This is a genomic window from Pseudomonas brassicacearum subsp. brassicacearum (genome assembly GCF_008801605.1).
Lineage (GTDB): Bacteria > Pseudomonadota > Gammaproteobacteria > Pseudomonadales > Pseudomonadaceae > Aquipseudomonas > Aquipseudomonas brassicacearum.
In genome coordinates this window covers 1-17753 of the sequence record NZ_VZPJ01000006.1, presented here as the reverse complement: position 1 = coordinate 17753, position 17753 = coordinate 1, and the positions used below count along the sequence as shown (strand labels likewise).

16 protein-coding genes are annotated in these 17753 nt (G+C 61.7%); 4 read left to right on the top strand and 12 right to left on the bottom strand.

From position 1 onward, the window contains the following. Positions 1-17: 17 nt before the first annotated feature. The 3 genes from F7R20_RS15300 to F7R20_RS15290 all read right to left on the bottom strand — a co-directional run bounded on the left by F7R20_RS15300 (position 18) and on the right by F7R20_RS15290 (position 3245). Positions 18-971 carry an adenosine deaminase gene (locus F7R20_RS15300; RefSeq protein ID WP_003197486.1) on the bottom strand — a complete coding sequence of 318 codons (954 nt, stop codon included), beginning with the start codon at positions 969-971 and terminating at the stop codon, positions 18-20. 83 nt (positions 972-1054) lie between these two features. Beyond that, positions 1055-2020 (bottom strand): 2-oxoglutarate and iron-dependent oxygenase domain-containing protein, encoded by a 966-nt coding sequence (locus tag F7R20_RS15295; RefSeq protein ID WP_003197488.1) that lies wholly within the window; start codon positions 2018-2020, stop codon positions 1055-1057. A gap of 142 nt (positions 2021-2162) precedes the next feature. Beyond that, positions 2163-3245, bottom strand: a complete 1083-nt coding sequence (locus F7R20_RS15290) for a BMP family ABC transporter substrate-binding protein (protein ID WP_003197490.1) — start codon at positions 3243-3245, stop codon at positions 2163-2165. Between the two features lie 377 nt (positions 3246-3622). Here F7R20_RS15290 and F7R20_RS15285 point away from each other — a divergent pair, with 377 nt between their 5' ends. Beyond that, on the top strand, positions 3623-4714 hold the full coding sequence (locus tag F7R20_RS15285) for a calcium:proton antiporter (RefSeq protein ID WP_003197491.1): 1092 nt from the start codon (positions 3623-3625) through the stop codon (positions 4712-4714). 92 nt (positions 4715-4806) lie between these two features. Here F7R20_RS15285 and F7R20_RS15280 read toward each other — a convergent pair whose 3' ends face one another. The 3 genes from F7R20_RS15280 to F7R20_RS15270 all read right to left on the bottom strand — a co-directional run bounded on the left by F7R20_RS15280 (position 4807) and on the right by F7R20_RS15270 (position 7488). After that, positions 4807-6165 (bottom strand): 8-oxoguanine deaminase, encoded by a 1359-nt coding sequence (locus F7R20_RS15280; RefSeq protein WP_003197493.1) that lies wholly within the window; start codon positions 6163-6165, stop codon positions 4807-4809. A gap of 260 nt (positions 6166-6425) precedes the next feature. Then, on the bottom strand, positions 6426-7112 hold the full coding sequence (locus F7R20_RS15275; RefSeq protein WP_003197496.1) for an SDR family oxidoreductase: 687 nt from the start codon (positions 7110-7112) through the stop codon (positions 6426-6428). A 25-nt stretch (positions 7113-7137) separates the two neighbouring features. After that, positions 7138-7488, bottom strand: a complete 351-nt coding sequence (locus tag F7R20_RS15270; RefSeq protein WP_003197497.1) for a MerR family transcriptional regulator — start codon at positions 7486-7488, stop codon at positions 7138-7140. 81 nt (positions 7489-7569) lie between these two features. On the opposite strand from F7R20_RS15270, the gene F7R20_RS15265 reads away from it, so the two are divergent. After that, positions 7570-8028, top strand: a complete 459-nt coding sequence (locus tag F7R20_RS15265) for a hypothetical protein (protein ID WP_003197500.1) — start codon at positions 7570-7572, stop codon at positions 8026-8028. A gap of 39 nt (positions 8029-8067) precedes the next feature. Here F7R20_RS15265 and F7R20_RS15260 read toward each other — a convergent pair whose 3' ends face one another. From F7R20_RS15260 to F7R20_RS15235, 6 genes are all read right to left on the bottom strand, one after another. Then, positions 8068-8994: an ABC transporter permease gene (locus F7R20_RS15260; protein WP_003197502.1), complete on the bottom strand. Its 927-nt coding sequence runs from the start codon at positions 8992-8994 to the stop codon at positions 8068-8070. Next, entirely contained in the window at positions 8994-10100 is a 1107-nt protein-coding gene (locus F7R20_RS15255) for an ABC transporter permease (protein WP_003197504.1), read from the bottom strand. The genes F7R20_RS15260 and F7R20_RS15255 overlap by 1 nt, the downstream gene beginning before the upstream one ends. Before the next feature lie 12 nt (positions 10101-10112). Continuing rightward, positions 10113-11666: an ABC transporter ATP-binding protein gene (locus tag F7R20_RS15250; protein WP_003197506.1), complete on the bottom strand. Its 1554-nt coding sequence runs from the start codon at positions 11664-11666 to the stop codon at positions 10113-10115. 533 nt (positions 11667-12199) lie between these two features. Continuing rightward, a complete protein-coding gene (locus F7R20_RS15245) occupies positions 12200-12781 on the bottom strand; it encodes an IMPACT family protein (RefSeq protein ID WP_003197508.1) in 582 nt (193 codons plus the stop codon). A 7-nt stretch (positions 12782-12788) separates the two neighbouring features. Then, a complete protein-coding gene (locus F7R20_RS15240; RefSeq protein WP_003197514.1) occupies positions 12789-13439 on the bottom strand; it encodes a TetR/AcrR family transcriptional regulator in 651 nt (216 codons plus the stop codon). A 139-nt stretch (positions 13440-13578) separates the two neighbouring features. Next, positions 13579-14499 carry a LysR family transcriptional regulator gene (locus F7R20_RS15235; protein WP_003197516.1) on the bottom strand — a complete coding sequence of 307 codons (921 nt, stop codon included), beginning with the start codon at positions 14497-14499 and terminating at the stop codon, positions 13579-13581. A 122-nt stretch (positions 14500-14621) separates the two neighbouring features. Between F7R20_RS15235 and F7R20_RS15230 the strand changes: the two genes are divergently transcribed. Together F7R20_RS15230 and F7R20_RS15225 are read left to right on the top strand one after the other, a co-directional pair. Next, complete coding sequence (locus tag F7R20_RS15230) at positions 14622-15971, top strand: aspartate aminotransferase family protein (protein WP_003197518.1); 1350 nt, start codon at positions 14622-14624, stop codon at positions 15969-15971. 72 nt (positions 15972-16043) lie between these two features. Then, positions 16044-17537 carry a CoA-acylating methylmalonate-semialdehyde dehydrogenase gene (locus F7R20_RS15225; RefSeq protein WP_003197520.1) on the top strand — a complete coding sequence of 498 codons (1494 nt, stop codon included), beginning with the start codon at positions 16044-16046 and terminating at the stop codon, positions 17535-17537. The last annotated feature ends 216 nt before the right edge of the window (positions 17538-17753 follow it).

The following is a 17753-nucleotide window of genomic DNA, read 5'->3' as shown; positions in this document are numbered from 1 at the left end:
AGGGATTTCGGTGAGGCTTAAGGTTTTACCAGGCGCGCATCCAGGCTGTTCTGGGCCAGGCGCTTGGCCTGGTCCTGGGTCATGCCCAGATGGGTATACAGCGCGTGGAAGTTCTCGGTGACGTAGCCGCCGAAGTACGCCGGGTCATCGGAGTTCACCGTCACTTTCACGCCGCGCTCGAGCATGTCGAGGATGTTGTGCTGCGACATGTCGTCGAACACGCACAGCTTGGTGTTGGACAACGGGCACACGGTCAACGGAATCTGCTCGTCGATGATCCGCTGCATCAGGCGCTCATCTTCAATGGCTCGCACACCATGGTCGATGCGCTGGATCTTCAGCAGGTCCAGGGCTTCCCAGATGTACTCGGGCGGGCCTTCTTCACCGGCGTGGGCGACGGTCAGGAAGCCTTCGTTGCGCGCACGGTCGAATACGCGCTGGAACTTGCTCGGTGGATGGCCCATTTCCGAACTGTCCAGGCCCACGGCCACGAAGGCCTCGCGGAACGGCAGCGCCTGGTCGAGGGTTTTCTCGGCTTGTTCTTCGCTCAGGTGGCGCAGGAAACTCAGGATCAGGCCGCTGGTGATGCCCAGTTGCTGCTCACCGTCCTTGAGGGCGGCGGCGATGCCGTTGAGTACCACTTCGAACGGGATGCCACGGTCGGTGTGGGTCTGCGGGTCGAAGAACGGTTCGGTATGGATCACGTTCTGCGCCTTGCAACGCAACAGGTAGGCCCAGGTCAGGTCGTAGAAATCCTGGGAGGTGCGCAGCACATCGGCGCCCTGGTAATACAGGTCGAGGAATTCCTGCAGGTTGTTGAAGGCATAGGCCTTGCGCAGGGTGTCGACGTCGCTCCACGGCAGGGCAATTTTGTTGCGTTCGGCCAGGGCGAACAGCAGCTCGGGCTCCAGCGAGCCTTCCAGGTGCAGGTGCAGTTCAGCCTTGGGCAGGGCGTTCAGCCAGTCGTACATGGTCTTTTCTCATCAGCGAATCGATGGCGGGCATTCTACAGGCGCTGGCCGCCTTGTCGGGTAAAACCTGACCGGCTGATCCACTACACGGCGAGCGACTCACGCCGGTAAGCATAGGTGTCGGCGAAGCGCGACAGCAGGAATTCGGCGCAGGTAGTCGTTGGGTACTTTGGCGGGTGGGCGTCATCCTGGCAACCGGGCAGGCATTGGATCAGCGTGTCGGGGTGCGGCTCGGCAAAGAACGGCATCGAGTACCGGTCCACTCCCAGCGGGCTGATCACCCGATGCGGCGTGGACAGGTAACGGTCGTTGCTCCAGCGCGCCATCATGTCACCGAGGTTGACCACGAAGGTGCCGTCGATGGGCGGCGCGTCGACCCACTGGCCGTCGACGTTGCGCACTTGCAGGCCGCCGGCGGCGTCCTGATAGAGCAGGGTGATGCAACCATAATCGGTATGGGCGCCAGCACCTTGCTGCTCGGCGCTACTGGCGGTGTCGCGGGGCGGGTAGTGGATCAGGCGCAGTACGCTGACCGGCTCGTTGAAGCGCGTGTCGAAAAAGTCCCGTTCGATACCCAGGGCAAGGGTCATGGCCCGCAGCAGGGTTTGCGCAAGCGCTTGCATGTCTCGGTAATGCTGCTCCATCAAGCTTTCCCAGCCAATCAGGTCCGGGTGGCGGTTGGGGCCACGCAGGGGTTTTTCCGCCAGCACGTCGGGGTGATCGGCCGGCAAGTGCAGGCCCATGTCGAAGGTTTCTTTCAGGTCGCTGGGCTTGGTCGGGTCCAATTGTTCGGTGGCGACGGCGCCATAGCCGCGGTGATGGCGGGTCTGGGTGATGTCGATCTTGAGTTTTTCTTCGACGGGCAGGGCGAAGAAGCAGTGGGCGCTGTCCAGCACCTCGGCGATGCGCGCCGGGCTGATGGGATGACCCTTGATGTAGAAAAAGCCCCATTGACGGCAGGCGCGGTCGATCTGCTTGGCGACGGTTTGCCAGGCGCCGGGGTCATCGCCGTAGAGTGGGCTGATGTCGATGATGGGAAGGCTGTTCATACTGCTTTCCTGACTTGAGATAGGAACCCCATGTGGGAGCGAGCTTGCTCGCGATCGCGGTGGGTCAGCCAATATAGATATTGAAGGTCAGTCCGCAATCGCGAGCAAGCTCGCTCCCACAGGGGTTTGGGTTGGTCTTGGGTTATTTGGGAATCTCAGCCTTCATGCCTTCGACGTAATAATTCATCGACGCAAGTTCCGCGTTGGTGGCGCTCACGCCCGCCGGGATTTTCTCGACGCCGGCCTGGTCCTTGATCGGGCCGGTGAACGGGTGGAAGGCGCCGCTCTCGATGTCGGCGATGATCTGCTCGGCTTCGCCCTTGACCGCTGCCGGCACCAGGTCGCTGATCGGCAGTTTCACCGTGCCTTCCTTCAGTCCACCCCAGTAGTCCTGGGATTTCCAGCTGTGGTCGAGCACGCTTTGGGTCGCCTGGATGTAATGCGGGCCCCAGTCATTGACGATGGACGTCAGCACCGCCTTGGGGCCGAAGTGGGCCATGTCCGAAGCGTAGCCCACCGCATAGACGCCGCGTCGCTCGGCGGCCTGGATCGGCGCCGGGCTGTCGGTGTGCTGGAACACCACGTCCACGCCCTGGTCGATCAGCGCGTTGGCGGCGTCGGCTTCCTTGCCCGGGTCGAACCAGGAGTTGACCCACACCACTTTGATCTCGCTGCCGGGGTTGTACTTGTTCAGGGCCAATTGGATGGCGTTGATGTCGCGGATGACTTCCGGGATCGGGAAGGAGGCGACGTAGCCGATCTTCTTGGTCTTGGTCATCTTGGCCGCGAGGAAACCACCGACGTAGCGACCTTCGTAGGTGCGAGCCAGGTACGTGCCCAGGTTCTTGTCCTGCTTGTAGCCGGTGGCGTGTTCGAAGATCACCTTGGGAAATTGCTTGGCGACCTTGAGCGTCGGGTTCATGTAGCCGAAGGAGGTGGTGAAGATCAGGTCGTACTTGTCCTTGGCCATGTTGCGGATCACCCGCTCGGCGTCGGCACCCTCCGGCACGTTTTCCACGTAGTTGGTGGTGATCTGCTCACCGAATTTCGCCGCCAGCTCCTTGCGCCCTTGCTCATGCTGATAGGTCCAGCCGTGGTCGCCGATCGGGCCGATGTAGACGAAGCCGACCTTCAGCGGGTCGGCGGCACTGGCATTCAGGCCTGCGCCCAGGCCGACGGCGGCGACGACGGCGCAAAGCAACTTCTTCAAGGGGCGTTTGTGCATGAACTCGAACTCCATTTTGTTGTGAGGTTGGCTGTGCAGCACCAATGCAAAATGCTGACCAACAAGACAACAAAATATGCGACACCTTGATGCCGTCATCGCGGGCAAGCCTTGCTCCCACAAGTGCAAGGTCAAACAATGTGGAATAAGGCCTTGCCCCAGCAGATGGGCAGCCCAACCTCATGGGAGGGCAAGCTCGCTTCACAAGTGCGACGCAATACCTGTGGGAGCAAGGCTTGCCCGCGATGAGGCTCATGAGAACAATAAAGGTGCACCCTGCCTGCAGACGCCACCCCCTGGTGCATCACACCGAACGAAACGTTCACCGCCTCCTATAGTCAGTAACTCATGACCCCGCCCACGGTGACAGGCCCGCGATGCTCACTTTGCTCAAGCAAGAAAAACTGCTGTTGCTGGCGCTGATCGCCGCGTGTATCGCCTATCCGCTGGAGCACTGGCTGCTGGGCAGCGGGCAAGTGGTGGCGTTGGCTGGCGGCCTGGTCCTGATCGGTTTCATCGTCGCGGCGTCCATGCGCGTGGCCCATCACGCCGAACTGCTGGCGGAAAAGGTCGGTGATCCTTACGGCACCATGATCCTGACGCTGTCGGCGGTACTGGTGGAGGTGGTGATCCTGGCGATCATGATGAGCAACGAGGCTTCGTCGACGTTGGTGCGGGACACGATCTACTCGGCGGTGATGCTCGACATCAACGGCATCCTCGGGCTCGCGGCGCTGATGGGCGGGATCAAGCATGGCGAGCAGGCTTACAACGACGATTCGGCGCGCACTTACAGCGTGATGATTCTCACCGCCATGGGGGTATCGATGGTGGTGCCGGAGTTCATTCCCCGCGAGAGCTGGAAAATGTATTCGGCCTTTACCATCGGCGCGATGATCGTGCTTTACACCTTGTTCCTGCGCATGCAGGTCGGGCCTCACAGTTACTTCTTCAGCTACAGCTATCCGGAAAAACGCCGCAAGAAAGAGCCGGTGGAAAACGAGCCGGAACCCATCAGCCTGACGCTTTCCATCGGCGCGCTGGTGTTTGGCGTGGTGGTGATCGGCGCCCTGGCCGAAGTCATGTCCAAGGCCCTCGACCTGGGATTGGAAGGCTCGGGTGCGCCGCCGGTGGTCACGGCAATCCTGGTGGCCGCCATCTCCGCCGCACCGGAAATCCTCACCGCCCTGCGCGCGGCCCTCGCCAATCGCATGCAGTCGGTGGTGAACATCGCGCTGGGCGCTTCGCTGTCCACCGTGATCCTGACCGTGCCGGTGATGGAGGCCATGGCCCTCTACACCGGCCAGCCGTTCCAGATGGCAATGACCCCGGTGCAGACGGTGATGATCTTCATCACCCTGATCGTCAGCGCGATCAACCTCAACGATGGCGAAACCAATGCCATCGAAGGCATGACCCATTTTGTGTTGTTTGCGACGTTCATCATGTTGTCCTTGCTGGGTCTCTAGAAGAGCATCGCGGGCAAGCCTTGCTCCCACAGTAAATGGTGGGTGTTTATGAGGGCAGCCTTGCCGCGAGACTTGCCCGCGATGGCGTCCGATCAGATGCCGGCGATCAACTCCCGTGCCGCCTGGCTGTGGTCAGCAATCAAGCCCTTCAAGTCCAACCCCTCGACTTGCCCGTCGATGACCCGCCATTGCCCACCGATCATCACCCGATCCGCCCGATCCGCGCCGCACAGCAGCAGTGCGGAAATCGGATCGTGGCTGCCGGAGAAACGCAGTTCATCGAGCTTGAACAGCGCCAGGTCGGCCTGCTTGCCCTCCGCCAATTCACCGATATCGCTGCGCCCGAGCAGTTGCGCCGAGCCCCGGGTCGCCCAGCCCAGCACGCGTTCCGGCGTGATCGCTTGCGCGCCGTAGCGCAGGCGCTGGATGTACAGCGCCTGGCGGGTTTCGAGGATCATGTTCGAGGCATCGTTGGATGCCGAACCGTCTACCCCCAGGCCCACGGGAGCGCCGGCGGCGGTCAGGTCCAGGGTCGGGCAAATGCCCGAGGCCAGGCGCATGTTGGAACTCGGGCAGTGACAGATGCCGGTGCCGGCGGCGCCGAGACGGGCGATTTCATCCGGGTTGAAATGAATGCCGTGGGCCAGCCAGGTACGCGGGCCAAGCCAGCCGACGCTGTCCAGGTAATCCACGGTGCGCAGGCCGAAGCGTTGCAGGCAAAACGCTTCTTCATCGAGGGTTTCGGCCAGGTGCGTGTGCAGGCGTACGTCGAGTTTTTCCGCCAGCTCGGCGCTGGCGCTCATGATCTGCGGCGTGACCGAAAACGGTGAGCAGGGCGCCAGGGCAATCTGGATCTGCGCGCCGTCGCCGCGCTCGTGGTACTCGGCGATCAAGCGCTGGCTGTCGTCGAGAATCACTTGGCCCTGCTGCACGGTCTGCTGCGGCGGCAAGCCACCGTCGGCCTCGCCCAGGCTCATGGAACCGCGGGTCAGCATCGCGCGCATGCCCAGTTCACGAACACTCTGCACTTGCACGTCGATGGCGTTTTCCAGGCCTTCGGGAAACAGGTAATGGTGGTCGGCCGCGGTGGTGCAGCCCGACAGCAGCAACTCGGCCAAGGCCACTTTGCTGGCCAGGGCAAGTTTTTCCGGGGTCAGCCGCGCCCACACCGGGTAGAGGGTCGTCAACCAGGGAAACAACGGCTGGTTCACCACTGGCGCCCAGGCACGGGTCAGGGTCTGGTAGAAATGATGGTGGGTATTGATCAACCCCGGCAGGATCACATGCTCGCGCGCATCGAAGATGTCGTCACAGGGCTGGGCGGGTTGCTGGCCGGCGCTTAGCAGTTCGACGATCACACCGTCCTGCAGGACGAGGCCGCCACGGGCATCGAGGTCGTTGGCCGTGAAAATGGCGAGGGGATTTTTTAACCAGGTACGGGTCGCAGGCATGGTGGCCGGCTCCTCTGAAAGTGGGTTCAGGTTAGCCAGCTCAGTGATGCCCTGTCTGCTGATCCAGGGTCGCCGTGGGGGGCGAGGGTCGGAGTTTACTCAGGTTGCCGGACACATTTCCAGTGCCCAACTCAGGTTCCTATTAGGAGAGGGCTTGGTGGGAGTGAGCTTGCTCGCGATGGCAGCCTCACATCCAACATCGATGTCGACTGACCTGCCGCCATCGCGAGCAAGCTCGCTCCCACATGGGATTAGCGGAGTTACCAAGGGATTGTTTCGCCCCGGTAGTTGACGAAATGATGCCCACCCTTGCCGGAAAAGGCATCGACCTGGTCGATCAGCCCGCGAGTGCTGGTCTCGACATCGATGTCCGCTCCTTCGCCGCCCATGTCGGTCTTCACCCAGCCCGGGTGCAGCGACAGCACGGTCAGTGACTGCTCGCCCAGTTGGCTGACAAAGCTATTGGTCATGGAGTTGAGCGCCGCCTTGCTGGCCTTGTACAGCGCCAGTTCCGGCGCGTCGGGCATGGTCACGCTGCCCAGCACCGAACTCATGAAGGCGAGCACGCCGCTGCCGTCGCGGATCTGGCCAACGAAGCGTTGGGCCAGGTTGATCGGCGCCACCGCGTTGGTGAAGAACAACTGGCCGACTTCGGCCAGCGTCGCACCGCCCGGGCTCTGGTTGTCCGGGCCCTTGACGCCGGCATTGACGAACAACAGATCGAAGGTCTCGCCCTTGAGCTGTTGGCTCAGGGCGATGACCGCTTGTTGATCGTCCATGTCGAGTTTTTCGATCCGCACCGGGCCCAGCGCCTTCAAAGCCTCTGCGTTCTGCGGGTTGCGCACGGTGGCGGTCACGTTCCAGCCATCGCTGAGCAGCGTCTTCACCAGACCGAGGCCCAGGCCCCGGGAGGCGCCGATGATCAATGCGTTTCTTGCCGAATTCATGAGAGGCATCCTTGAAAGAAAAAGGTCATGGATTTAATGGACAGCGTTGTCCGAGCCGTTGTTTCAGCTCGTGACGCAACGCGTCGAGTTCGGTGATGCGGGTTTCGATCAGGTTCAGTTTGTCTTGCAGCAATTGCGTCACGGCGCAGTCCGGGTCGGGGGCGTTCCACAGGGCGGCGACGCTGGCGCCGATCTCGCCCAGGGTAAAGCCCAGGCGCTGGGCTGTCTTGATATAGAGCACCAGTTGGACCACGTCGGCGGGGTAGTCGCGATAGCCATTGGCGCTGCGCGTCGCCGCGATCAGGCCCCGCTGCTCGTAGAAGCGCAGTGTGTCTCGACTGACGGCGCAGGCCTGGGCTAATTCACCGATGCGCATTGTGGAACTCCAGAGGACTTGACCTTGGAGCATACCCCAGGCTTTAGCCTTTTCGCTCCCCAATTATCTGGAGCAAAGTGTATGTGGACTTCGATGCAATACCGCCGGGTGGTGCTTGGCAGCGCCTGGTACGACCTGATCGTGTCGGCCGCGCTGGTCACGCCGTGGAGCTTTGCGGCACTGCATGGCGTGTTGGTGAGCATGACTCAGCTATTTGACCTGCCTGGGGACCTGCCGCCATTTGCGCCGGCGCATGTGTTGATGGTGAATTTGATGGGCTCGATTGTCTGCGTGTGGGCGGTGCTGCGGATTCGGGATCCGCAGGCGCTGTACGGGCGTTATGACGCGACGGGGCGGTTTCTGTTTTCGGCCTGGATGCTGTATGCGCTGCTTCATGGGGCCAGTGCGGTGTTGTGGGTTTTCCTGTTTTTCGAGGTGGTGTGGGGCTTGGTTCAGGTGTTGCCTGTTCGGGACTCATCGCGGGCAAGCCTTTGCTCCCACAGATCGCTGAAAATCTGTGGGACTCTTGAAAATCTGTAGGAGCAAGGCTTGCCCGCGATAGGCGCGCCGCAGTCTATCTCAGTGCCCCGCCTGCCAAGGCTGCCCCAGGGACACCGGCGCATACAGCCGGGTGCGCACGGCGTCCCGGGACAACAGCACCAGCACCACAATGGTCGCGGCATACGGCAGCATCGCCAGCAGACTCGATGGAATCGCCAGGCCCAGCCCCTGGGCCACCAGGTGCAGGATGCTGGCGAGGCCGAACAGGTAGGCGCCCAGCAGCAGGCGCCACACCCGCCAACTGGCGAACACCACCAGCGCCAGGGCGATCCAGCCGCGTCCGGCGCTCATGTTCTCGGCCCACATCGGCGTGTAGGCCAGCGACAGATAGGCGCCGGCCAACCCGGCCATGGCGCCGCCAAACAGTACCGCCAGGGTCCTCACCCGCAACACCGGCAGGCCCATGGCACTGGCGGTATCGGGATTTTCCCCGACGGCCTGGATGATCAACCCGACGCGGCTTTTCACTATCATCCACGCCACCAGGGCAAACAGGGCGAAGGACAGGTAAACCAGCAGATCCTGGGCAAACAGCATCCGCCCGATCAGTGGAATGTCACTCAAGTAAGGAATCGCCAGCGGCTCGAATCCCGCCAGCGGTTTGCCGACCCAGGCCGCTCCGACAAAGCTCGACAGGCCCACACCGAAAATCGTCAGCGCCAGCCCGGTGGCCACCTGATTGGCGTTGAATACCAGCGCCACCAGCGCGAACAACGCCGACAACAGCATGCCGGCAGCCATCGCCAGCAGCACGCCGAGCCACAGGTTGCCGCTGTTGAATGCGACGATAAAACCGATCACCGCACCGAACTGCATCATGCCTTCCTGGCCCAGGTTGAGGACGCCGCTTTTTTCGCAGACCAATTCACCCAGGGCCACCAGCAGCAACGGCGTACCGCAGCGGACCATGGCGTAGAAAATATTGCTCAACAGGTCGATATCCATCACAGCGCTCCTGCCTGTACGGCGGTGGTTCGGGTGCGGCGGGCCCAGCGCAGGTTGAGGCGTGGCCGGTACAGAATCAGCACGTCGCAGGCCAACAGGAAAAACAGCATCATTCCCTGGAACAGTTGGGTGATTGCCTGGGGAAGGTTCAGCGACATCTGCGCGCTCTCGCCGCCGATGTACAGCAACGCCATCAACAGGCTGGAAAACAGAATGCCAATGGGATTGAGCCTCCCCAGGAACGCCACGGTAATTGCCGCATAGCCGTAGCCCGGCGACACCTGCGGCACCAGTTGACCGATCGGCCCGGTCACTTCGCAGACGCCGGCCAGCCCGGCCAGTGCCCCGCTGATCAACAACGCCAGCCACACCAACGGTTTCTGGCGAAAACCGGCGAAACCGGCGGCGCGGGCATCGAGGCCCAGTACCTTGATCTGAAAGCCAACGAAGCTTTTCTGCAGCAAAACCCACACCGCCACCAGTGCCAGCAGGGCGAAATACAGCCCGGCGTGGACCCGGCCGTCCTCCAGCAGCAACGGCAGGCGACTGGCCTCGCCGAACATCGCCGACTCGGGGAAGTTGAAACCCGCCGGGTCTTTCAACGGTCCGTGAACGCAAAACAGCAACAGGTTCAGGGCGATGTAATTGAGCATGATGCTGGTGAGGATTTCATTGGCATTGAAGCGCGTGCGCAGCCACGCCGTGAGCCCGGCCCAGGCGGCACCGGCCAGGGTGCCGGTCAGCAGGATCAGCACCAGTGCCCAGCGGCTTTGCATGTCGATGATGTTCACCGCCAAGGCGCTGCCGGCCAGGGCGCCGAGCAGCAGTTGGCCTTCAGCGCCGATGTTCCAGATTCGCGCCTGATAGGCCACGGCCAGGCCGAGGGCACACAGCAGGATCGGCAGGGTCTTGACCAGCCACTCGGACACGCCGTACAGATCGCTGATCGGGGCGATCAACAGGGTGTACAGCGTTTGCAGCGGATCGTGCCCCAGGGCGATGAACAGCAGCGAGCCACAGGCCAGGGTCAACACGGCGGCCAGTAGCGGTGAGCACCAGAGCATCAGGCGCGATTGCTGGCCGCGAGGTTCGAGAGAAAGCAGCATGTAGAACTCCGTTTAAACCGGTGCGGGGGCAGGGGATTGAGGGGCGTCGAACTGGCCGGCCATCCAGCCACCGACGTCACTGAGCCGGGTCTCGACGGTGGGTCTCAAGGCCGACAGACGCCCGCCGCACAAGGCGCCGAGGCGGTCGCTGATCTGGAACAGTTCGTCGAGGTCTTCGGAGATCACCAGAATCGCCGCGCCTGCATCGCGCAGGGCAATCAGTGCGCGATGGATGGTCGCGGCCGCGCCGACGTCCACGCCCCAGGTCGGGTGAGCGGCCACCAGCAGCTTCGGCTGTTGCAGGATTTCCCGGCCGAGAATGAATTTCTGCAGGTTGCCTCCCGAGAGGCTGCGCGCCGGGGTTCTGGTGTCGGGGGTCTTCACGCCAAAGCGGCGGATGATCTCCTCGGCCAGGTGTTCGACCTTGCTGCGGCGAATCAGTCCGTGGCTGACCAGGCCCTGTTGGAACGCACTGAGCAAGGCGTTATCCGCCAGGCTCAATTGCGGCACGGCGCCGTGGCCCAGGCGCTCGGCGGGGACAAAGGCCAGCCCGAGCCGGCGACGGGCGTCGGGGCGTAGATGAGCCACGGGTTGCCCGTCGAATCGGATCGTTTCGCCTTGCTGGCGGGCAAGCGGCGTTTCTCCGCTGAGCAACGCCAGCCATTCGTCCTGACCGTTGCCCGCCACCCCGGCGATGCCGACGATTTCGCCGCTGCGCACCTCCAGGTCGATCTCCCGCAACGAGCAGCCGAACGGGTCCGGGTTGTGCCAGGACAGCTTGTTGATTTGCAGGAAGACTTTGTCTGCGCTGACCTTGGTGTAGTCCGTGATCAGTCCGGCCGCTTCGCCAACCATCAGTTGCGCCAGCTCCCGGTCCGAGCATTGCGCCGGCGTGCAATGCCCCGACACCCGTCCGCCGCGCAGCACCGTGGCGCTGTGGCACAACGCTCGCACTTCCCCGAGCTTGTGGCTGATAAACAGGATGCTGCAGCCCTCGCTCGCCAGTCGGCGCAGGGTCACGAACAGTTCTTCGGCTTCCACGGGCGTGAGCACCGAGGTCGGTTCGTCGAGAATCAGCAGGCGAATGTCCTGCATCAGGCAGCGAATGATCTCCACCCGCTGCCGCTCGCCAATCGACAGGCTGTGGACCAGCCGCTGCGGCTCCAGCGCCATGCCGTAACGCCGGGAAACCTCGCGGATCCGGGGTTCCAGCTGCGCCGGCGTACCGGCTGCCGCGCCCATTGCCAGGGCAATGTTCTGCGCAACGGTGAGGGTTTCGAACAGCGAGAAATGCTGGAACACCATGCCGATTCCCAGGCCGCGGGCCTGGGCCGGGTTGCGCAGGTTGATGCGCTGGCCTTGCCAGATCACCTCGCCCGAATCGGCAGGGGTGACGCCGTAGATAATCTTCATCAGGGTGCTTTTACCCGCACCGTTTTCCCCGAGCAGGGCGTGGATCTCCCCGGGTTGGATGCTCAGGTCGATGGCGTCGTTGGCCAGGCAACCGGGGTAGCGTTTGCTGATGTTGCGCAATTGCAGGCGCGCGATGGAATCGGGGTTGGACATGACAGGCTCGGGCCGATGGACAGGAATGCCTGTGGATAAAGCAATTTCCTGGCCATCAGGTCAGGAAATTGCCTCGGCCCGCGTCGCCAAGGCTCTCTGCATGTAGCCAGGGCATCTGCCGCAGGAAAATTCTGCACCGGCTTGGAGCGTGCAAGTTTTGCGCAGGCATCGGTTTGCCCTGAAATGGGTGGTTAAGAATTGAGCAAGCGGCTGCGAGCCATGCCCTTCTTGGGGTGGCAGGAGCCATGAACGGGTTATCCACAGGTTGCTCCACAGTTATTGTGTGCAAGCGGGAAACTCGGGCATAAGCACTGCGGGGCTTTCTTCTAAAGGTGATAAACCGCCGCAAGCGTTTGTTTTATGGATGGATTTGTCGGTTCCACGGGACTTTGGCTGAAAAATGAGCAACTCTCTGAAACCCGCATGACAGAAGGGTTACAGAGGGATGTGCTCAGGTTATCCACAGTCGGGTACACAGTGGATGTGGGCAAGTTGAACGATTGCGAGGCGCCCTGAAAGGTCGCAGGCTGATCTCAACGTGCCAGCAGAATCCGGCCACGGCTCAGGTCCGCCAGATGCGTTTGCAATGTTTCGATCTGCGCTTCGCCCACGGCCAGTTGAAGGTCTACGCCGTTGGCTGTAAAGCGCTCTTCATTGACCAACCCGGCGCATTCGGCGACACGCAGTTTCACCAGGGCCAGCTCGGCGAATCCGCAGGAACAGCGCAGCGCCACGCGACTGATCAATTCGATTTTCTCGGCGTTTTGCAGGCATTTGTTCGCGCCGCCGCCATAAGCCCGGGCCAGCCCGCCCGTGCCCAGTTGAATCCCGCCGTACCAGCGAATCACCAGCACCGCGACCTGATCGCAGGCTTGTGCTTCGATCGCGGCCAGGATTGGCCGCCCGGCGGTGCCTCCCGGTTCGCCATCGTCGTAGCTGCGGTATTGGTCGCCGAGTTTCCAGGCCCAGCAATTGTGCGAGGCATTCAGGTCGCTGTGCTGGTCGATAAAGGCCTGGGCGTCGGCGGGGCTGGTGATGGGCGCGGCGAACGTGATGAAGCGGCTTTTGCGAATTTCTTCGCGGTGTTCGCAAAAGCCGGCAAGGGTAAAGGGCATGGCGATCTTAGAGGGCAGGTGTCAGGCCGCAGCCTTTGAGAATGATGCGGATCAGGTTGTCGCCAGCCTCGACCATGTCCTGCTTGGTCAACTTGCTGCGCCCGGTCACGCGACAGATCTGGGTGGCGAAGTCGGCGTAATGCTGGGTGCTGCCCCATAACAGGAAAATGAGGTGAACCGGGTCGATCGGGTCCATCTTGCCGGCATCGATCCAGGCCTGGAATACGGCCGCCCGACCATTGAACCAGGCGCGATAATCCTGGTTGAAATACTCGGTCAGGCATTCGCCGCCGCTGATCACTTCCATGGCAAACAATCGCGATGCCTGGGGTTGGCGACGAGAGAACTCCATCTTGGCGCGGATATAGCGGGTCAGGGCTTCGGCCGGATCATCCTCGGCTGTGAGGGTATTGAAGGTGCTGTCCCACAATTCGATGATGTTGCTCAGCACCGCCACGTACAAGCCGAGTTTATTGGTGAAGTAATAATGCAGATTTGCCTTGGGCAGCCCGGCCTTCAGGGCGATGGCATTCATGCTGGTGCCTTTGAACCCGTGACGGGCGAATTCATCTTCGGCAGCCTTGAGAATCGTCTCTTCGTTCTTTTGACGAATGCGACTGGTGGGCTTGCCACCGTGGGCAGGGACTTCAAAGGTCATGGGCGTTTCCGGGCTGGGTCTGTGGGCAAGCAAGTGCGTTGATAGCGCACCGGCATCGATCCGACAAGTGCCATCACACTAAAAGCCTGACTAAACACCTGTGGGAGCGAGCAAGCTCGCTCCCACAAAGAGCAAAGGGTTAACGGGTGGCTGCGAGGCTTTCGAGAAAACTCTCCAGCACCAGGTGAGGCCGACGCCCCTTGCGCGTGACCGACGCCAGGCTCAGGTCATAGAAACGTGCGGAGGGCTTCAGGGCCCGCAGCCGACCTTGCTGGACCCAGAGGCTGGCGTAGTGATCGGGCAGGTAACCGATGTAGCGTCCGGTGAGGATCAGGAACGCCATGCCTTCGCGGTCCGATGCGCTCGCGGTGCAATTGAGCGCCTGGTAATGGGCCTGTATTTCGGCAGGCAGGCGGAAGGTTGGCGCGATGGCGTCCTGGCTGTTGAGGCGAGCGTCCTCAAGTTGCTGGTCATCGACATAAAACAGCGGATGCCCGACCGCGCAGTACAGCAGTGATCGTTCACTGTACAGCGGTTGATATTCCAGCCCGGACAGGGCACTGGCCTGGGGAACTACGCCGACGTGCAGGCGCCCGTCGAGCACGCCTTGCTCGACTTCGTTGGGGGCGATCATGCGGATCTGGATCTGCACGTCGGGCCCGCGTTCTTTCAATTGCGCCAAGGCGTGGGTGATGCGCATGTGGGGCAGGGTGACCAGGTTGTCGGTCAGGCCGATGGTCAATTCACCGCGCAAATGCTGGTGCAGGCCGTTGACCTCGGTGCGAAAGCTTTCCAGTGCGCTCAATAGCTGCAACGCCGATTGATACACCTCGCGACCTTCCTCGGTCAGGGAAAAGCCCGCGCGCCCACGCTGGCACAGGCGCAGGCCGAGGCGTTGCTCTAGATCGCTCATCTGCTGGCTGATGGCCGAGCGGCCGATGCCAAGCACGGTTTCTGCGGCGGAAAATCCACCACATTCCACTACGCTGCGGAAAATGCGCAGCAGGCGAATATCAAAGTCGCTGACCTGGGCCAGTGGATCGGGACGACGAGCGCTCATAGTTTAGTGATCTACAGACTGAAGGTTACAAAAGTTGGATTTCACCGACTTTATCGCCGTGGCAACTTAGCTGCAAGAACGCTTTCGATTCCCTGTCGCTTATGATCTGCGAGGTTTTGTCGATGAACATGCCCGAACACGCTGCCGGTTCCCTGGCCAGCCAGCTCAAGCTGGATGCCCACTGGATGCCTTACACCGCCAACCGCAATTTCCAGCGCGATCCGCGCCTGATCGTCGCTGCCGAAGGCAGTTGGCTGGTGGATGACAAGGGGCGCAAGGTGTACGACTCGCTGTCGGGCCTGTGGACATGTGGCGCCGGGCACACCCGCAAGGAAATCCAGGAAGCGGTCGCCAAGCAACTGGGCACCCTCGATTACTCGCCGGGGTTCCAGTACGGCCATCCGCTGTCGTTCCAACTGGCGGAAAAAATCACCAGTCTGACCCCGGGCAATCTCAATCATGTGTTCTTTACCGACTCCGGCTCCGAGTGCGCCGATACCGCGGTGAAGATGGTCCGCGCCTACTGGCGTCTCAAGGGCCAGGCGACCAAGACCAAGATGATTGGTCGTGCCCGTGGCTATCACGGCGTGAACATCGCCGGCACCAGCCTCGGCGGTGTCAACGGCAACCGCAAGCTGTTCGGCCAAGCCATGATGGACGTCGACCACTTGCCTCACACCTTGCTGGCCAGCAATGCCTATTCCCGTGGCATGCCGAAAGAGGGTGGCATCGCCTTGGCCGATGAGCTGCTGAAGTTGATCGAGCTGCACGATGCTTCCAACATCGCTGCGGTATTCGTCGAACCGATGGCGGGGTCGGCTGGCGTGCTGGTGCCGCCAGAGGGTTACCTCAAGCGCCTGCGGGAAATCTGCGACCAGCACAGCATTCTCCTGGTGTTCGACGAAGTGATCACCGGTTTCGGCCGCACCGGTTCGATGTTCGGTGCCGACAGCTTTGGCGTGACGCCGGACCTGATGTGCATCGCCAAACAAGTCACCAATGGCGCGATCCCCATGGGTGCGGTGATTGCCAGCTCCGAGATCTACCAGACGTTCATGAACCAGCCGACGCCCGAGTACGCGGTGGAGTTTCCCCACGGCTACACCTACTCGGCGCACCCGGTAGCCTGCGCGGCTGGCCTGGCTGCGCTGGACCTGCTGCAGAAGGAAAACCTGGTACAGAGCGTGGCCGAGATCGCCCCGCATTTCGAGAATGCACTGCACGGCTTGAAGGGCGCGAAAAACGTCATCGACATTCGCAACTATGGCCTGGCCGGCGCGATCCAGATCGCCGGGCGCGACGGCGACGCAATCGTGCGTCCATTCGAGGCCGGCATGGCGTTGTGGAAAGCCGGGTTCTATGTGCGGTTTGGCGGCGACACCCTGCAGTTCGGTCCAACGTTCAACAGCAAGCCGCAGGATCTGGATCGCCTGTTCGATGCGGTCGGTGAAGTGCTGAACAAGCTCGACTGATACGTCCTTCTATATAGCTTTCGATAACGGGCGTCCGGTCACGGGCGCCTGTGGATAAATTCTGGAGTCCCCATGAGCCTCATCCCGCATTTGATCAATGGCGAACTGCTGAGCGACAGCGCTCGCACCGCCGATGTGTTCAACCCGTCTACTGGCCAGGCCATCCATAAAGTGCCGTTGGCTGATCGCGCGACCATCCAGCAGGCCATCGACGCCGCGAAGGCGGCTTTCCCGGCCTGGCGCAATACACCGGCGGCCAAGCGCGCGCAGGTGATGTTTCGTTTCAAGCAATTGCTGGAGCAGAACGAGTCGCGCATCGCGCAGTTGATCAGTGAAGAACATGGCAAGACGTTGGAAGATGCGGCCGGTGAGCTCAAGCGCGGCATCGAAAACGTCGAGTTCGCCTGCGCGGCACCAGAAATTCTGAAAGGCGAATACAGCCGTAACGTAGGACCGAACATCGACGCATGGTCAGACTTCCAGCCTCTGGGTGTGGTGGCCGGTATCACACCGTTCAACTTTCCGGCGATGGTGCCGTTGTGGATGTATCCGTTGGCGATCGTCTGCGGTAACTGCTTCATCCTCAAGCCGTCCGAGCGTGACCCGAGTTCGACGCTGCTGATCGCACAGCTGTTGTTGGAAGCCGGTTTGCCCAAGGGCGTATTGAGCGTGGTGCACGGCGACAAGGCTGCGGTGGACGCGCTGATCGAGGCGCCGGAAGTGAAGGCGCTGAGTTTTGTCGGTTCGACGCCGATTGCCGAATACATCTATGCCGAGGGCACGCGGCGTGGCAAACGCGTCCAGGCACTGGGTGGGGCGAAGAACCATGCGGTGCTGATGCCGGACGCGGACCTGGACAATGCCGTCAGCGCACTGATGGGTGCGGCGTACGGTTCGTGCGGTGAACGCTGCATGGCGATTTCGGTAGCGGTGTGTGTCGGCGACCAGGTGGCGGATGCGCTGGTGGCCAAGCTGGTGCCGCAGATCAAGGCGCTGAAGATTGGCGCAGGTACGTCCTGTGGGCTGGACATGGGGCCGTTGGTGACGGGGCAGCATCGCGACAAGGTCAGCGGCTATATAGAAGACGGTGTGGCGGCGGGTGCTTCGCTGGTGGTCGATGGCCGTGGCTTGAGTGTGACCGGGCATGAGGAAGGTTTCTTCCTGGGTGGCTGCCTGTTTGATCGCGTGACACCTGAGATGCGCATCTATAAGGAAGAGATCTTCGGGCCGGTGCTGTGCATCGTCCGGGTCAATAGCCTGGAAGAGGCGATGCAGTTGATCAACGATCACGAGTATGGCAACGGCACCTGCATCTTCACTCGTGATGGCGAGGCGGCGCGGTTGTTCTGCGATGAGATCGAAGTCGGCATGGTGGGCGTCAACGTTCCATTGCCGGTGCCGGTTGCCTATCACAGCTTTGGTGGCTGGAAGCGCTCGCTGTTCGGTGACCTGCACGCCTACGGCCCGGACGGCGTGCGTTTCTATACCCGTCGCAAGGCCATTACCCAGCGCTGGCCGCAGCGTGCCAGCCATGAGGCTTCGCAGTTCGCTTTCCCCAGCTTGTAACCGGTAAACACAGAGGCCGGCGCCCTTGGGCGCCGGCCTCTGTGTTTACGGGGCTTTTTGACTGATGTGACAGAATTATGAAAATAGGTGTTGACGGCAGATTCTGGAAGTCTATAATTCGCCCCACTTCCGGCGCAGTCGAAACGGAAAACTCCTTGAGATTCAATGAGTTAAGTAGGTTTCGAAGGTGCTGGGCTTCAGTTCATCGAAGCCCGG

What these genes read in the sequence shown, in the direction of transcription:
- F7R20_RS15300 (WP_003197486.1), bottom strand. Translation starts at nt 971, where the DNA reads ATGTACGACTGGCTGAACGCCCTGCCCAAGGCTGAACTGCACCTGCAC.
- F7R20_RS15295 (WP_003197488.1), bottom strand. Translation starts at nt 2,020, where the DNA reads ATGAACAGCCTTCCCATCATCGACATCAGCCCACTCTACGGCGATGAC.
- F7R20_RS15290 (WP_003197490.1), bottom strand. Translation starts at nt 3,245, where the DNA reads ATGCACAAACGCCCCTTGAAGAAGTTGCTTTGCGCCGTCGTCGCCGCC.
- F7R20_RS15285 (WP_003197491.1), top strand. Translation starts at nt 3,623, where the DNA reads ATGCTCACTTTGCTCAAGCAAGAAAAACTGCTGTTGCTGGCGCTGATC.
- F7R20_RS15280 (WP_003197493.1), bottom strand. Translation starts at nt 6,165, where the DNA reads ATGCCTGCGACCCGTACCTGGTTAAAAAATCCCCTCGCCATTTTCACG.
- F7R20_RS15275 (WP_003197496.1), bottom strand. Translation starts at nt 7,112, where the DNA reads ATGAATTCGGCAAGAAACGCATTGATCATCGGCGCCTCCCGGGGCCTG.
- F7R20_RS15270 (WP_003197497.1), bottom strand. Translation starts at nt 7,488, where the DNA reads ATGCGCATCGGTGAATTAGCCCAGGCCTGCGCCGTCAGTCGAGACACA.
- F7R20_RS15265 (WP_003197500.1), top strand. Translation starts at nt 7,570, where the DNA reads ATGTGGACTTCGATGCAATACCGCCGGGTGGTGCTTGGCAGCGCCTGG.
- F7R20_RS15260 (WP_003197502.1), bottom strand. Translation starts at nt 8,994, where the DNA reads ATGGATATCGACCTGTTGAGCAATATTTTCTACGCCATGGTCCGCTGC.
- F7R20_RS15255 (WP_003197504.1), bottom strand. Translation starts at nt 10,100, where the DNA reads ATGCTGCTTTCTCTCGAACCTCGCGGCCAGCAATCGCGCCTGATGCTC.
- F7R20_RS15250 (WP_003197506.1), bottom strand. Translation starts at nt 11,666, where the DNA reads ATGTCCAACCCCGATTCCATCGCGCGCCTGCAATTGCGCAACATCAGC.
- F7R20_RS15245 (WP_003197508.1), bottom strand. Translation starts at nt 12,781, where the DNA reads ATGCCCTTTACCCTTGCCGGCTTTTGCGAACACCGCGAAGAAATTCGC.
- F7R20_RS15240 (WP_003197514.1), bottom strand. Translation starts at nt 13,439, where the DNA reads ATGACCTTTGAAGTCCCTGCCCACGGTGGCAAGCCCACCAGTCGCATT.
- F7R20_RS15235 (WP_003197516.1), bottom strand. Translation starts at nt 14,499, where the DNA reads ATGAGCGCTCGTCGTCCCGATCCACTGGCCCAGGTCAGCGACTTTGAT.
- F7R20_RS15230 (WP_003197518.1), top strand. Translation starts at nt 14,622, where the DNA reads ATGAACATGCCCGAACACGCTGCCGGTTCCCTGGCCAGCCAGCTCAAG.
- F7R20_RS15225 (WP_003197520.1), top strand. Translation starts at nt 16,044, where the DNA reads ATGAGCCTCATCCCGCATTTGATCAATGGCGAACTGCTGAGCGACAGC.